At 70.8% G+C, this 14462-nt stretch carries 12 protein-coding genes; 3 read left to right on the top strand and 9 right to left on the bottom strand.

All coding sequences use genetic code 11. The annotated features are described in order from the left end of the window. The first annotated feature begins 322 nt into the window (after positions 1 to 322). Positions 323 to 1165 carry a glycosyltransferase gene (locus NS354_RS04630; RefSeq protein ID WP_058593428.1) on the top strand — a complete coding sequence of 281 codons (843 nt, stop codon included), beginning with the start codon at positions 323 to 325 and terminating at the stop codon, positions 1163 to 1165. 9 nt (positions 1166 to 1174) lie between these two features. Here the strand turns inward: NS354_RS04630 and NS354_RS04625 are convergent, their stop codons facing one another. Then, complete coding sequence (locus NS354_RS04625) at positions 1175 to 2044, bottom strand: siderophore-interacting protein (protein WP_058593427.1); 870 nt, start codon at positions 2042 to 2044, stop codon at positions 1175 to 1177. A 99-nt stretch (positions 2045 to 2143) separates the two neighbouring features. Between NS354_RS04625 and map the strand changes: the two genes are divergently transcribed. Continuing rightward, the gene (gene map, locus NS354_RS04620) at positions 2144 to 2917 is read left to right on the top strand and encodes a type I methionyl aminopeptidase (protein ID WP_010154933.1); all 774 of its coding nucleotides are present in this window, start codon (positions 2144 to 2146) and stop codon (positions 2915 to 2917) included. Here the strand turns inward: map and NS354_RS04615 are convergent. The 8 genes from NS354_RS04615 to NS354_RS04580 all read right to left on the bottom strand — a co-directional run bounded on the left by NS354_RS04615 (position 2898) and on the right by NS354_RS04580 (position 11944). Beyond that, on the bottom strand, positions 2898 to 5042 hold the full coding sequence (locus tag NS354_RS04615; protein ID WP_275934812.1) for an acyltransferase family protein: 2145 nt from the start codon (positions 5040 to 5042) through the stop codon (positions 2898 to 2900). The two genes, map and NS354_RS04615, sit on opposite strands and share 20 nt — an antisense overlap. 62 nt (positions 5043 to 5104) lie before the next feature. Then, complete coding sequence (locus tag NS354_RS04610; RefSeq protein ID WP_058593425.1) at positions 5105 to 6235, bottom strand: ABC transporter ATP-binding protein; 1131 nt, start codon at positions 6233 to 6235, stop codon at positions 5105 to 5107. Further along, a complete protein-coding gene (locus NS354_RS04605) occupies positions 6219 to 7085 on the bottom strand; it encodes an ABC transporter permease (protein WP_058593424.1) in 867 nt (288 codons plus the stop codon). Before NS354_RS04605 ends, NS354_RS04610 begins: the two co-directional genes overlap by 17 nt. Continuing rightward, positions 7082 to 7828: a DapH/DapD/GlmU-related protein gene (locus NS354_RS04600; protein WP_058593423.1), complete on the bottom strand. Its 747-nt coding sequence runs from the start codon at positions 7826 to 7828 to the stop codon at positions 7082 to 7084. The genes NS354_RS04605 and NS354_RS04600 overlap by 4 nt, the downstream gene beginning before the upstream one ends. Beyond that, positions 7825 to 8862, bottom strand: coding sequence for a Gfo/Idh/MocA family protein (locus tag NS354_RS04595; RefSeq protein ID WP_058593422.1), 1038 nt, complete (start codon positions 8860 to 8862; stop codon positions 7825 to 7827). Before NS354_RS04595 ends, NS354_RS04600 begins: the two co-directional genes overlap by 4 nt. 2 nt (positions 8863 to 8864) lie before the next feature. Beyond that, positions 8865 to 10871 carry a DUF6541 family protein gene (locus NS354_RS04590; RefSeq protein ID WP_058593421.1) on the bottom strand — a complete coding sequence of 669 codons (2007 nt, stop codon included), beginning with the start codon at positions 10869 to 10871 and terminating at the stop codon, positions 8865 to 8867. Beyond that, positions 10868 to 11242 (bottom strand): DUF2304 domain-containing protein, encoded by a 375-nt coding sequence (locus NS354_RS04585; RefSeq protein WP_058593420.1) that lies wholly within the window; start codon positions 11240 to 11242, stop codon positions 10868 to 10870. Before NS354_RS04585 ends, NS354_RS04590 begins: the two co-directional genes overlap by 4 nt. 6 nt (positions 11243 to 11248) lie before the next feature. Further along, positions 11249 to 11944, bottom strand: coding sequence for a glycosyltransferase family 2 protein (locus tag NS354_RS04580; RefSeq protein WP_058593419.1), 696 nt, complete (start codon positions 11942 to 11944; stop codon positions 11249 to 11251). A gap of 133 nt (positions 11945 to 12077) precedes the next feature. Here NS354_RS04580 and NS354_RS04575 point away from each other — a divergent pair, with 133 nt between their 5' ends. Continuing rightward, complete coding sequence (locus NS354_RS04575; RefSeq protein ID WP_058593418.1) at positions 12078 to 14459, top strand: LGFP repeat-containing protein; 2382 nt, start codon at positions 12078 to 12080, stop codon at positions 14457 to 14459. Positions 14460 to 14462: the final 3 nt, after the last annotated feature.

The raw sequence follows: 14462 nt of genomic DNA, 5'->3' as shown, positions 1-14462 counted from the left end.
GTTGCTTGGGCATATGCCGAGCCTGACATGTCCCGTGCGCGCGCGACGAGCGGAGCCGCGATTCGTGGAAAACCGTGCGCGCCGAGCTCCGCGCCAGCTCTGTGAGCGGTGCTTCTGCGGAGCAGCTTCCGGCTCTGCGGGGTGAGCGGTCAGTTCGGCGCACTATTCCGGCCTGAAGCGCACGTTACTGACCGCTCACCGGTGGCGGGGCCGGCGGGCCGGCGGTCGGTGGGCGGAACGCGGAGCGCGGGGCCGGCGGGCCGCAGCGCGCGGAGCGGGGCCGGCGGGCCGCAGCGCTGAGCGCGGCCGCTAGGCTGGGGGCGTGCCGACCGCCGACTTCTCCCTGCTCCTGCCGGTGTACGCCGGAGACGACGCCGCGTTCGTGCGGGCCGCGTTCGAGAGCTCGGTCGACGCCCAGACGCTGCGCCCCGCGGAGGCGGTGATCGTGCAGGACGGGCCGGTGCCCGCCGCGCTCGCCGCCGAGCTCGACCGCCTCGTCGCCGAGAGCCCCGTTCCGGTGCGCCTCGTGCGGCTCGCCGAGAATCTCGGGCTGGCGGAGGCGCTCAACCGGGGTCTCGATGCCGCGCGGCATCCGGTGGTCGCCCGCATGGACGCCGACGACGTCTCGGTGCCCGAGCGCTTCGCCCGTCAGTGGGAGCTGATCGACGCGGGCTTCGACCTCGTGGGCACGGGTATGGCGGAGTTCGAGTCGGATCCGGATCGCCCGGTCTCGGTGCGCACCCCGCCGGTCGGGGCTGAGCGCATTCGTGCGCACGCGCGCACGCACAACCCGTTCAACCATCCGACGATGATGTACCGGGTCGCCGCGCTCGACCGCGTGGGCCGCTACGAGCCGTTCGGCAAGATGGAGGACTACTGGCTCGGCGTGCGCCTCATCGACGCCGGCGCACGGGTGGAGAACATCGCGGAGCCGCTGCTGCGATACCGGGTGGGGGCGGGAGCGTTCGCCCGGCGCGGCGGCTGGGGCGAGGCCCGCACCGAGTGGCGGTTGCAGCGCGAGCTGCTGCGCATGGGGTTCGTATCGGCCCCGCAGTACGCGCGCAACGTGGTGATGAAGGGCGTCTACCGCCTGCTGCCCGCGGGCGTGAAGCGGCGGCTCTTCCGCGGGCTGATCAGTCGCGGGCTGCCCGGGGACCGGGCGTAACCCGGGAGCTCACTCGCCAGCGAAGATCTGACCCGCGGGGCTCCGCTTCTCCGCCTGGAAGCCGTCTTCGGCGCGGCCGAGCGCCCAGTACGCGGAGAGCGAGAGCGCCCGGCGCTCGATGCCCCAGGTGTCGTGCAGCAGCACGCGCAGCTGCTGCATCGCGCCGCGCTCCCCGTGCGCGAAGACCTCGGGGAGCGGGTCTGGCTGCGGCAGAGCGCGCACGGCCTCGACGAGCACCGTGCCGTGCTCCGCCGCGCTGCCGTCCGCACGGCCGCGGTGCAGCCACCGCACCTCGAGGCCGGAGGGGTGCGCGAGCTCGATCTCGTCGGCCGCGTCGCCCACCTCGATGAGCACGAGCCCGGTGGCGCTCGCCGGAGTCGCCTCGAGGGCCGCGGCGATGGCGGGGAGCGCCGACTCGTCGCCGAGGTAGAGGCGCGGCACCTGCGCGTCGATCGTCGGCTCGAACATGCCGCCGGGGCCCGAGAAGCAGAGGCGCTCACCCGGGGTCGCCGCGGCCGCCCACGGGCCCGCGACGCCCTCGTCACCGTGCACGACGAAGTCGATGGCGAGCGTGCCGGTCGCGGTGTCGATCGAGCGGATCGTGTAGGTGCGCCGCACCGGAAGATCTTCGAGCGGCAGGCGCTCGCGCAGCTCCTCGAGGTCGTACGGCGGTTCGAGGCCGAGCTCGGGCTTGGAGAAGAGCAGCTTCACGTACTTGTCGGTCTTGGCGAGCCGTGCGGGATCGGCCTCGCCCATGAACGCCGCGAAGTCGTCGCCGCCGAGGTGCACGCGCACCAGGTGCGGGCTGATGCGCTCGGTGCGTTCGACGGTCAGGACTCGCGCGGGGCCGCCCCGGCGGGGGCGAGAGGTTTCGTTCACCCCCTTACCGTACCCCCGCGACGGGCACGTTCTCCAGCTTCATCGGATGAATCGCGGATCGCGGGCGGGAGCGTCCCGGCGCGACTAACATGAATACCGATGATCGAGATTCTGAACGACGACCAGTTGAGCCGCGCACGACGGGCCGGAGCGCTCGTCGGCACCATTCTGCAGACCCTGAGGGAGCGTGCGCGCGTCGGCACGAACCTGCTCGAGCTCGATCGCTGGACGGGCGAGATGATCCGCGAGGGCGGGGGAGTGTCGTGCTACATCGACTACGCTCCGTCGTTCGGCAACGGCCCGTTCGGGCACTACGTGTGCACCGCCGTCAACGATGCGGTGCTGCACGGCATGCCGCACGACTACGCGCTGGCCGACGGCGACCTGCTGACGCTCGATCTCGCCCTCACGGTCGACGGGATCGCGGCCGACGCGGCGATCAGCTTCATCGTCGGCGAGCGGCGCGACCCCGCCGATGTCGCGCTCATCGAGGCGACCGAGGAGGCGCTGCGCGCGGGGATCGCCGCGGCCCGGCCCGATGGGCGCCTGGGCGACATCTCGCACGCGATCGGCGGGGTGCTGAAAGCGGCGGGCTACTCCATCAACATGGAGTTCGGCGGCCACGGCATCGGGACGACGATGCACCAGGAGCCGCATGTCGCGAACAACGGCCGCGCCGGCCGCGGCTACCGGCTGCGGCCGGGGCTGCTCCTCGCGATCGAGCCGTGGGTCATGGCCGACACCGACAAGCTCGTCTTCGACGCCGACGGGTGGACGCTGCGGAGCGCCACGGGCAGCCGCACGGCGCACACCGAGCACACGGTCGCGATCACCGAGACGGGCGCCGAGATCCTCACCCTGCCGCCGCGGTAGCCGCGAACGCGTCGAGCCGCGCGAGCGCGCCGTCGAGCTCGCGGCCGATGACGGGTTCGAGAGTGCCGAGGTAGAACGTGCTCAGATGGTTCTTGTCGATGTACACGGCGACGTTGCCGATCACCGCCGGGCACCGATCCGGGCAGTAGTAGCGGCTGAAATCGAGCGCGGCGACGTGCGGCGATGCGAGCGCGTCGAGCGGGCTGGCAGCGGCGAGGGCCTGGTGCGCGTCGACGCCGCACGCATCGCCGGCGTCTCGGGCTTCTGCGGCGTCTGCAGCGTCTCGGGCCTCTCCGCCGTCTTCGCCGTCTCCGCCGTCTGCGGCGTGCCCCGGCGCTTCCTCGACGCATCGGTACGCGTCGTACGTGAACCGCGGGTTGTCGCGGATCAGCACGGTCGGTATCCCGGCCCGCGCGAGCCGCTCGACGATACGCTCGAGCCCCTCGGGTACGGTCTCGCGCTCGCCCGCGTCGCGCGGGCTCTCGGCGTCGGCCGCCTCGGTGCGCGTGCCGATCGTCACCACGGCGTCGGGCTCGATCTCCTCGATGAGGCGGATCACGTCGACGTTCCAGTCCCGGCACTCCTGACGGTAGTACCCGCCCCGCTCCTCGTCGACGTCGCGGAGCCCGAACGCGCACGCGCCGAGGAGGAACGACACCACCCGCCAGTTCTCCCGCTCGGCGACGGCGCCGATCGGCGCGAGCATCTGCTGGGCGTGCGAGTCGCCGACGACGACGACGGTGCGCTCGGCCTCGTCGGCTGGGACCTCGTTGTCGAGGCACGCGGGAACGGTCGCCGGGATCTCGACGACGCTCCCGTCGCCGCAGTTGCGCGACAGCGTGCCCCACTGGTCGTCGAGTTCGGAGGGCAGGGGTCGCAGGGGCGCTCCGGGCACGTCGCGGCCGGTCCAGTCGTCGAACAGCACGCGGGCGCCGGGGTTGCGGTAGACGCGCTGCGCCTCGGCCTCCGCGATGGCGCGCTGCTCGGCTTCGAGCTGCCGCTGCGCCGCGACCTGGGCCGGCACCACGACGCTCGCGACGAGCGCTGCGGAGAGCGCGATGACGCCGAGGCCGCGCCACCGGGAGCGCTCGACCCAGTCGAGGCGGCGCAGCGGGGCGTCGACGGCGCCCGTCAGCAAGCGTGCGACGATGATGGAGCCGAGGATCACGATGAGCCCCTCGACGAGGTTGAGTGGCTGCCCGTCGCGCAGAACCAGGATGCAGACGAGCGCCGGCCAGTGCACCAGGTACAGCGCATAGGAGCTGCGCCCCAGTGCGAGCACGCGCGGCTGCTCGAGGAGCATCGCCGGGCCGAAGCGGCGATCCGCATCGTTGCCCGAGACGATGACGGCGGCGACGCTGAGCACGGGCCACAGCGCGAGGGAGCCGGGAAACCCGCCCTGCACGTCGAGCACGAGCCCGCACGCGACGAGGGCGCAGAGCCCCGTCCACCCGATGATCGCGCGCGGGATCACGGGCAGGCGCACGCGGTGCACGACGAGGGCGAGGATCGATCCGGCCGCGAACTCCCACAGTCGCGCCCCCGTGTCGAAGTACGCCAGCGTCTGATCGGTGCGGGTCGCGACGATCGAGTAGGTCAGCGACGCGGCGAACACCCCGCCGAAGACGGCGATCGCGATGCGGCGCACCGGGAGCCGCCCCCGGCCGGCGCGTGCGAGCAGCCCGATCAGCAGGAACAGCAGCGGCCAGAGGATGAAGACCTGCCCCTGCACCGACAGCGACCAGAAGTGCTGCAGCGGGCTCGCCTGCGACTGGTCGGCGTAGTAGTCGGCGGCTTCGGCGGCGAGCAGCCAGTTCTCGGTGTACGAGAGCGACGCCCATGCGTGCCGCCACAGCTCGTCGTGCGTGGAGGCGGGCAGCACCTGCATGCCGACGAGCACGGTCGCGGCGATGACGATCGCGGCGGCGGGCAGCATCCGCTTGAAGTTGCGGATCCACTGCCCGGCGACGCCCACGCGCCCGGTCGACTCCCAGCGCCGCATGAGCGCGCCGGTCAGCAGGAACGCCGAGATCATCAGGAAGGCGTCGACGCCGCCCGAGACGCGGCCGAGCCAGACGTGGTAGACGACGACGAGCAGCACCGCGACGGCGCGGAGGCCGTCGATGTCGTGGCGATAGCCCGGCGAGCGGGTCGCGCCCGGTGCCGCCGCCGCCGGGCGCGAGCCGGTCAGTTGCGGGTGAACCGCAACCCTCCCTCGATCGCGAAGCCCGCAGTGCCGTTCTGGAACTGCATGGTGCGGGTCTCGAAGTTCTCGATGATGCCCTTCGGCGCACCCGCCATGAAGCCCCAGGGCCCAGCCGGCCCGCCGGCCTTGCGGTAGGCGGCGAGGAAGACGCCGTTGCCCAGGCCCACCGTCGCGTGCTCGTCGCCGAGCCGGGAGGCCAGGGCGTTCGAGTGCGTGATCATGCCGTGGTCGAACTCCTGGTACGCGCCGCCGCCGTTCTCCGCGACCTCGGTCTGCGGCCCCTTCGGGCGCCCCCACCGGCGCGGATCGCGCTGGTAGAGGTCGTAGATCTCGCCGACGACGGGGTAGGCGTTGCGCTCGTTGTCGTCGCGCGGCTTGACGAATTCGACCGCCTCGTCGATCGGGCCGTCGAAGATCATGCGCCCGTGCTCGAGCACGATGCCGCGCTCGCAGAGCTCCTGCACCTGGCTGGCGTTGTGGCTCACGACGAACATCGTCTTGCCGGCGTTCTGCAGTTCGAGCATGCGCGCCGTGCACTTCTGCCGGAACTGCGCGTCGCCGACGGAGAGGATCTCGTCGACGAGCAGTACGTCGAGCTCGGTGTGGATGGCGACGGAGAAGCCGAGCCGCGAGTACATGCCCGACGAGTAGTGCTTGACCTCGGTGTCGATGAAGTTGCCGATCTCGGAGAACTCCAGGATCGATTCGAACCGCGCGTCGGTCTCCTGCTTGTCCATGCCGAGGATCGCGGCATTGAGATAGACGTTCTCGCGCCCCGTGAGGTCGGGGTGGAACCCCGCGCCCACTTCGAGCAGACCGGCGACGCGGCCGCGGGTGCGCACCCAGCCCTGATCGGGGGCCATGACCCCCGAGAGCAGCTTCAGGGTCGTCGACTTGCCCGAGCCGTTGCGGCCGAGCAGGGCGACCGATTCGCCCTCGGCGACGCTGAAGGAGATGCCGTCGAGCGCGTTGAACGAGCTGGAGAGCGGCTTGCGGCGCATCGCCGCGATGAACGTCTCCTTGAACGAGTGGGTGTGCTTGATCTGGAACGTCTTGCGCACCTCGTCGAGCACGATCGCCGGTCTGGTTTCGGGCTCAGAGGCTCTGGGCAAAGGACCCCTCCATCTTGCGGAAGACGAGTTGACCGATCACGAGCGTGCCGAGCGAGACCGCGAGCCCGATCAGCACGTAGGTGAGGAAGTTGTCGGGGCGGGGCATCGAAGGTTCGAGCGGCAGCCAGAACGCGTCGTGGAAGAGCTCGACGGCCCCGGTGATCGGGTTCGACATGTAGACGTGGTAGAGCCACAGCGGCGCGCGATCGTAGACGAGGTTCCACACGTACAGCACGGGCGACGCCCAGGTCGAGAACATGAGGATCAGGTCGACGAAGTTGCGGGCGTCGCGGTAGGCGACGTTGATGGCTCCGAAGAAGAGCCCGAGCCCGAGGGCGAAGAGCACGATGATGATCGTGCCCGCCACGAATGCGACGATCTGCAGCCAGCCGATCGTCCAGCCGCAGAGCAGCGCGACGATCAGCAGCAGGGCCGCCTGGGGCAGGAAGTGCACGAGGGCGACGCCGGTCGCGGCGACCGGGAAGAGCTCGCGGGGCAGATAGATCTTCTTGATGAGCGACGCGTTGTCGACGACGGCGTTCGTGGTGTTGCGGAGCGTCTCGCTGAACAGGTTGACCGCGACGATGCCGGCGAAGAGGTACACCGGGAAGAACTGCATGCCGTGGTCGGCCTGGAGGATGACGCCGATGACCAGGTAGTACATCAGGAACTGCGCACCGGGGCGCACGTACGACCACACCCAGCCGAGCACCGAGCCGTGGTACCGGGTGGCGACGCCCTTCTTCAGGAGCAGCGTGAGCAGGTACCGGTGCCGGAATACGTCGAACAGCCCCCGACTCGCGCCGGGCACGCGGAAGTCGGGGTCGTTCAGCAGGGAAGCATCGCTCACAACGCGATCCTATCGGCGACGCCTGAGGGTTCGAGCGCACCGTGCGACCGCCACCAGGCGACCGCGTCGGCGAGCGGCTCGAGCTCGGGCGTCGGGGCTCCCTCGACGAGGAGGTCGCCCGTGCGGTAGGACTGCAGCAGGGCCTCGGAGAGCTCCGCCGAGAAGCCGGCGCGCTGCAGACCGACGGCGTTGACCCCGGCGATGCGCGGGGGAGTCCCGTACACCTTCGAGAACGGCGGCACGTCGCGCGCCACCGGCGTGCCCATGCCGACCATCGCGCCGTGCGCGATGACGCGGCGCTGGTGCACGACCGCGTTCATGCCGATGTTGACGCGGTCGCCGATGACGCAGTGCCCGCCGACGCTCACACCGGCCGAGACGGTCGAGTCGGCGCCGAGCAGCACGTCGTGCGCGAGGTAGGCGCGGTTCAGCACCCAGCTGCGGGGCCCGACGGTCGTCTCGCGGTAGCTGCCCTGGTGGATCACGGCACCCTCGCGGATCACTGCGCCCGCGCAGATGCGCACGCCGGCATGCAGCAGCTCGCCCGTCCACGCCGTGTTCTGCGGCAGATTGCTCATCTCGGGGGGAGCGCCGATCAGCGCGCCGGCCCCGATCCAGGCCCCGTCCTCGATCACGGTGGGGCCGAGGATCACGGCGCCCGGGCCGATCGCGACGCCCTCGCCGATCTCGACGCCGTCGCCGATGAACGCGGCGGCGCTGATCGGCGAATCGGTACGGCTCACGCGCCCGCCCTCAGGCTCACGACGGAGCCGGTGCGCGCCGACTCGATGGCGGCCTCGGCGACGCGCAGCGTCTCCGTGCCCTCGCGCAGGGTGACGGCGTCGGCGCGGGTGCCGAGAATGGCGTCGCGGAACGCCTCGTGCTCGCTGCGCAGGGGTTCGCGCTTCTCGAGGGAGAACCGGGTGACGGTCCCCTCGCTCACGCCCCGGAACGCCGCCACGGTGTCCCACGACCCCGCGTGCGTGCCGTTCTCGAAGAACGTGAGATCGGCCGTGATGGTGTCGGCGACGAACGCCCCGTGCTCGCCGGTGACGACGGTGAGCCGCTCCTTGAACGGCGTGAGCCAGTTCACGAGGTGGTTGATCATGATGCCGTTCTCGAGCTTGCCCGTGATCGAGACCATGTCCTCGTGGGCGCGGCCCGAGCGGTGCGTGGTCTGCGCGGCCAGCGTCGCGTAGGGGGACTGCGCGAGCCAGGAGGTGAGGTCGATGTCGTGGCTGCCGAGATCCTTCACGACCCCGACATCGGCGATGCGGGCGGGGAACGGCCCCTGGCGGCGCGTCTGAATCTGGTAGACATCGCCGAGATCGCCGTTCGCGATGCGCTCGCGCAGGCTGATGAGCGCCGGGTTGAAGCGCTCGACGTGCCCGACGGCGGCGATCCTGCCGGCGGCCTCGAACGCCTCGACGAGGCGCTCGGCCGCGGGGAGGGCGTGCGCGACGGGCTTCTCGATGAGCGCGTGGATGCCGGCCTCGGCGAGGGCGAGCCCGACCTCCTCGTGGAACTTCGTCGGCACGGCGACGACGGCCGCCTCGACGCCGGCGTCGATGAGCCCCTGCACCGAGTCGTGCATGGGGGTCTTGCCGGCGACTCCGTGGGGATCGCCCATCGCGTCCGCGACGGCGATGAGATCGATGCCGTCGACTTCGCGGATCACGCGCGCGTGGTGTCGGCCCATCATTCCGAGGCCGATCAGGCCGTACTTGATCGTCACGTTCTCTCCTATCGGTTCGCATGCCGTGTCGGCGGCGAGCATATCTAGTTCAGGTCGCACCCGGTGATGCGGTAGAGCACCGCTCCGCCCTCGCGATCCACCTCGGTGAGCGTAGCGGAATCCTCGACGCCGGAGATGCCGAGGTACGGGATGGCGCGCGGGGTGCCCGGGAAGACGTACTCGCGCCCGAAGTCGAGCACGAACTCGGCGCCCAGGTCGGCTGCGGCGGCGCAGGCCTCCGGCGTGCCGCGGTCGATGCCGGAGGTGAGTTCGGCGACGTCGGGATCGTACGTGCCGCTCGTGTGCGGCACGAGCACCTCGAGCCCGGTCAGGGCGTAGGCGAGCGCCCCGCCGTTCCACGGGTTGTCGATGATGATCGCGTCGTCGGGTACGTGCTGGGGGAGGCGCTCGATGATGGCGCGCTCGTCGGGGCTCAGCAGCGGCGACCACCGGTCGAACTCGTACTTCGAGCTGACGTAGTTGACCGCCGCGAAGGCGCCCGCGCCCTGCGTCGCTGCGAGCAGGAAGAGCGTGGCGAACGCCACCCAGAACGCGTGGCGCGACCGCTCGCCGCCCGCCGGGAACATGCGCGCCGTGCGCCGCATCGCGGTGCCGGCGACCGCCGCGGCGGCGGAGGCGCCGTGCACGGCGAGCGGCAGCGCGCCCAGCGGCACGAGCGCGGCGAGCCGCCACGGGTCGTTGTACCAGGGGGAGAGGAAGAACGTGCGCCAGTCGGAGGTGGGGAAGCCGTCGGCGATCACGTAGAACGCGATCAGCACCAGCGAGAGGCCGAGCACCCACCGCAGGCGGCGGCGCCGGAGGAGCAGTGCGGCGCCGAGCAGCACCAGCAGCGTGACCGGCCAGTTGTGGCCCTCCATCTTCGGCGTCGCGCCGACGGCGTCGAGGATCGCGCCGAACGGCGAGGGGTGGCCGCCCTCCCACGGGTTGGTGGTGGTGCGGCCGAAGTACCAGGCCAGCACGACGAGGGCGGCGAAGGCCGCCAGCCCGACCGCGGCGAGCGAGGCGCGCAGCGCGCGGCTCCGCGACGGCTGCACCAGCGAGCCGTCGGCGGCGGCGATGCGGCCGCCCCGGAACGCCCGCGCGGCCGCGGCGATGATGGGGACGGCGAGCCACAGGATGAGCACGTGGACGGCGTTCGGGTGCGCGAGCACCGCCGCACCGAGGGAGCCGATGAAGAGGGTCCAGCTCGTGCCGATCGGCAGCGGCAGCGATCGGCGCGACCAGCCGAGGCCGAGCAGCTGGAGGGCGGCCACGAGCACGTAGGGCAGCAGCGCCAACGAGAGGAGGTTCGGGTACAGCACGCCGAAGCCGGCGAGCGAGAGCGGGAAGTTCGGGAACGCGGCGGCCACGACGCCGGAGACGACCGTGACGCGCGTCGACGGGCCGGCGAGGGCGCGGCCCAGCGCGACGGCGCCGATCGGCCAGACCACGCAGCAGACGACGAAGAGCACCGCGTTGGTGGCGAGTGGGATCGAGGCGCCGCTCAGCTGCGCGACGAGGGCGACGAATCCGTGCCACAGGGTCGGGTAGAACGCCGGGTCTCCGGGGGAGGCGAGATCCATCGCGAACGGCGAGGCGTTGCCGCTGTCGAGGATGAGTCGGGTGGCGTTGAGGTGGAAGATCGCGTCGTAGGTCTGCGAGATCGCATCGGCCGATTTCATGCTGAGCATGAGGATCGTCGCGGTCGCGATCCCGCCGATCGCGGCCGCGCCGACGAGCACCCAGAACCGCTGGGACGGTGCGAGCCGACGGGCGGCGGCCTCGCGGGGGACGCCGAGCCACCGGCGGAGCACGAGCAGCACGAGCGCGAGGATGAGCGCGACGACGAATGGTGAGAGGAGCGTCCACGGGATGCCGAGCGCGCCCGAGAAGATGGGCGCGAGCGCCAGCACGGCGAAGGCGGCGGGCACGGCGACGACGGCGGCGGCCGCCCCGCGCAGGCGCAGCGCGTAGGCGCTGGGCAGCCCGAGTACGGCGACGATCCCGAGGGCGACCAGCGCCGGGAGGGCGAGCGGCAGCCAAGCCGTCATGAGGCGGAGCCTTCGCCCGGACCGGAGTCGTCCATCCGCTCGGAGATGCGCGCCTCCATCAGCGCGACGGCCCGCGCGAGCTGCGTCACCCGCGCATCGCTGCGGGCTTTGGCGCGGATCACAGCAACGGCGAACGCGAGCACCGCGACGATGAAGACGTAGAGGAGCAGGTCGGTGCCGCGCCCGATGCCGAGCAGGTTCGCGACGGCCGTGAGGGCGTTCGGGAACAGGATGGCGAGCGCGGCCGCGAAGACGAAGAGGATGGCGAAGATGCGCTTCAACGCGAGCGAGCGCTCCCCGGGCAGGAAGCGCACGGCGAGCGCGGCGAGCGCGACCATCCCGAGGATGAGCAGGAGCTGGAAGATCGACATGGTGGCCTACCTGATGATGAGGTCGATGAGGATGTTGACCGAGTTGAGCAGCGACTGGCCCTTCGCCTTCGAGTACTCGCTGTAGATCACCTCGACGGGCTCCTCGGCGTACGGGAGGCCCGTGCGGCCGAGCTGCACGACGATCTCGGTGCCGTGCGCCATGCGATCCTGCCGCAGGTGGATGCCCCGCACCGCGTCCTCGCGAATCACCCGGAGGCCGTTGTGCGCGTCGGTGAGCCGCGTGCGCGTGGTCCAGTTCGTCACGACGACGGCCGTCTTCAGCACGACCTTCTTCAAGAAGCCGGCCTGCGTGCGGTCGTCGAGGAAGCGGGATCCGAACACGATCGCGAGGTCCTCGTCGCGAGCGCGCTGCAGCATCGCCTGCGCGTCGACCACGCGGTGCTGGCCGTCGGCGTCGAACGTGACGACGTACTTGGCCCCCCGCTCGAGCGCGTACGCGAAGCCCGTCTGCAGCGCGGCGCCCTGCCCGAGGTTGATGGGGTGATTGACCACGCGCGCCCCCGCGGCACGGGCGATCGCCCCCGAGCCGTCTCGCGATCCGTCGTCGATGCACACGACCTGGGGGAACACGCGCAGCAGGTCCGCGAGTACGCCGCCGATCACCGACGCCTCGTTGTAGAGGGGGATCACCACCCATACGTCGAGATCGTGACGCTTCGAGGCGACGGGGGCAGAGTCCATGACCTCTATTCTGGCAGACGAGCGCAGATGCGCTTATTCTTTACCATCAAGAGATACGTCGAAGCTCAGGCTTCACAACGGGGGAGTCTGAGTGCGCTCGAGCAGCAGCAGGAGAGGCGGTGCGCGAGCCGCCATGATGGGGGCGTTCGCCGCCGTCGTCATGACGGTGTCGATGCTCGTGCCGGGCCTCGCCGCCAGCCCGGCGCAGGCCGCGAACATCACCGACGGGTTCAATCCGGGGAATATCGTCTCGGACGCGAACTTCTACGACGGCGGCGCGCTCGACGCCGGCCAGATCCAGACCTTCCTCAACCAGCGCGTGCCCCGCTGCACGATCGGGGATCCGGGTCGCGAGGCCGGCATGAAGTGGGGCGAGACCAAGATCGCCTCGAAGTGTCTGCGGAACTACGCGATGAACACGCAGAGTCGGGCTTCCAACGCCTACTGCGCCGCGTACCAGGGTCGGAGCGGTGAGAGCGCCGCGCAGATCATCGCCCGCGTGGGCCAGGCCTGCGGCATCAGCCAGCGCGTGCTGCTCATCATGCTCGAGAAGGAGCAGAGCCTCGTCACCGATACCTGGCCCACAGTTCGGCAGTTCGACGTCGCGATGGGGTACGCGTGCCCCGACTCCGGCCCGGGCAACAGCGCGAACTGCGACCCCACCCAGACCGGCTTCTTCCAGCAGGTCTACCGCGCCGCGTGGCAGCTCAAGGTGTACCGAGCGAACCCGAACAGCTACAACTACCAGCCGTTCCAGAACAACCGCATCCAGTGGCACCCGAACGCCGGCTGCGGGGCGTCGACCGTCTACATCTCGAACTGGGCGACGGCAGCGCTGTACATCTACACGCCGTACCGCCCGAATCAGGCCGCGCTGAACGCGGGCTGGGGCACCGGCGACTCCTGCTCGAGCTACGGCAACCGCAACTTCTACAACTTCTACAAGTCGTGGTTCGGCAACCCGACGCAGTCGATCCCCGTAACCGCTGACATCGCGAAGTACTGGAACGCCCGCGGGGCCGGTCAGAGCGTCTACGGGTTCCCGACCGCGCCGCGCGCCTTCTACTCGACCCGTTACCAGGGCGGCCTCTGGCTGCAGCAGTTCGAGGGCGGCATCATCACCACCGAGATGCGCACGGGCAAGACCGTCGGCATCCCCTTCGGGCGCATCTACACGCACTACAACGGGCAGATGGGCGGCATCCGGGGATCGCTCGGCGCACCCGTGGGCGAGCCCGCGCAGTACGCGGCGAACGGCGGCGGAGTGCTGCAATGGTTCCAGGGCGGGTTCATCTCGACGTCCACGGCGTCCAACGCCACGACGAGCATGATCTTCGGGCCGGTGTACGACCTCTACAACAGCCCCGAGGTGGGCGGCATCTACGGCGATCTGGGCTTCCCGGTGTCGACGTGGCAGTCGTACACGGGCGGCAAGCTGCAGAACTTCCAGCACGGCTTCATCGCGCAGGCGACGGGTGCCGAGACGCCGGTGTTCATGGCGCCGGGCCCCATCTACTCCGCCTACAACAGCTCCGCCATCGGCGGCATCCGGGGCCGCCTCGGCTACCCGGTGAAGAACGCGCAGACGATCTCCTCCGGCGTCGTGCAGCAGGAGTTCCAGAAGGGCCTGCTGGTGCAGCGGGGCGACCAGGTCATCGAGGTGAGCGGGCCCGAGTTCACCGCCTACCGCGCCGCCGCGGCGGCGGGCGAGCCGCTCGGCGCGGTCACCGCCCCCAAGCGGTCCTACACCGCGAACGGCGGTGGAGACCTCACGCAGTTCGAGAACGGCGTCGTCACGACCGAGCGCAAGACCGGCAAGACGGGCTACCTCACCGGTGAGCACTTCACGCACTACAACGAGGTGCTCGGCGGCATCTACGGCGACTACGGCTACCCCGTCGCGAACCCCCGCTCGTACGCGGTGAACGGCGGTGGATCCCTGCAGCTCTTCCAGAACGGTCTGCAGATCGTCTCCGACCGAGCGGGCACCGTCGCGGCGATGTCGTACGGCAGCCCGGTGTATGCGCGCTACAACGAGCAGGAGGGCGGCATCTACGGGTGGCTCGGCTTCCCGATCGCCGACGAGGTGCGGAGTGCGAATGGGACCCGGACGCAGCAGTTCCAGAACGGCACCATCGTCGTCGACCCGCAGGGGCGGGCATCGGCCCTGCCGCAGCGCACCTCCGAGCGGTACCTCGCCGCGGGCGGCGCCGGGGGAGAGCTCGGCGCCCAGCAGGGGAGCCCCCGCCGCTACACCGTGCAGGGCAAGGGGAGCGCGTGGCTGAGCCTGTTCTCCGGCGGCATGATCGTGCAGGCGGACCAGGGCGGCGCGGCCGCGACGATGCGCTACTCGAGCCCGATCTACCGCTACTACAACGAGCAGGCCGGCGGCATCTACGGAAGCCTCGGGTACCCGCTCGGCGACGAGGTCACCCGCTCGGGCGTCGTCACGCAGCAGTTCCAGGGCGGCACGCTCACGCTGAAGGACGGGAAGGTCACGCTGCAGCCGCGCTAGCCG

Source organism: Leucobacter chromiiresistens, from assembly GCF_001477055.1.
Taxonomy (GTDB): Bacteria; Actinomycetota; Actinomycetes; order Actinomycetales; family Microbacteriaceae; genus Leucobacter; species Leucobacter chromiiresistens_A.
This window is presented reverse-complemented; position numbering and strand designations above follow the sequence as displayed.

What these genes read in the sequence shown, in the direction of transcription:
- NS354_RS04585 (WP_058593420.1), bottom strand. Translation starts at nt 11,242, where the DNA reads ATGTCGATCTTCCAGCTCCTGCTCATCCTCGGGATGGTCGCGCTCGCC.
- map (WP_010154933.1), top strand. Translation starts at nt 2,144, where the DNA reads ATGATCGAGATTCTGAACGACGACCAGTTGAGCCGCGCACGACGGGCC.
- NS354_RS04580 (WP_058593419.1), bottom strand. Translation starts at nt 11,944, where the DNA reads ATGGACTCTGCCCCCGTCGCCTCGAAGCGTCACGATCTCGACGTATGG.
- NS354_RS04590 (WP_058593421.1), bottom strand. Translation starts at nt 10,871, where the DNA reads ATGACGGCTTGGCTGCCGCTCGCCCTCCCGGCGCTGGTCGCCCTCGGG.
- NS354_RS04575 (WP_058593418.1), top strand. Translation starts at nt 12,078, where the DNA reads ATGATGGGGGCGTTCGCCGCCGTCGTCATGACGGTGTCGATGCTCGTG.
- NS354_RS04595 (WP_058593422.1), bottom strand. Translation starts at nt 8,862, where the DNA reads ATGCTCGCCGCCGACACGGCATGCGAACCGATAGGAGAGAACGTGACG.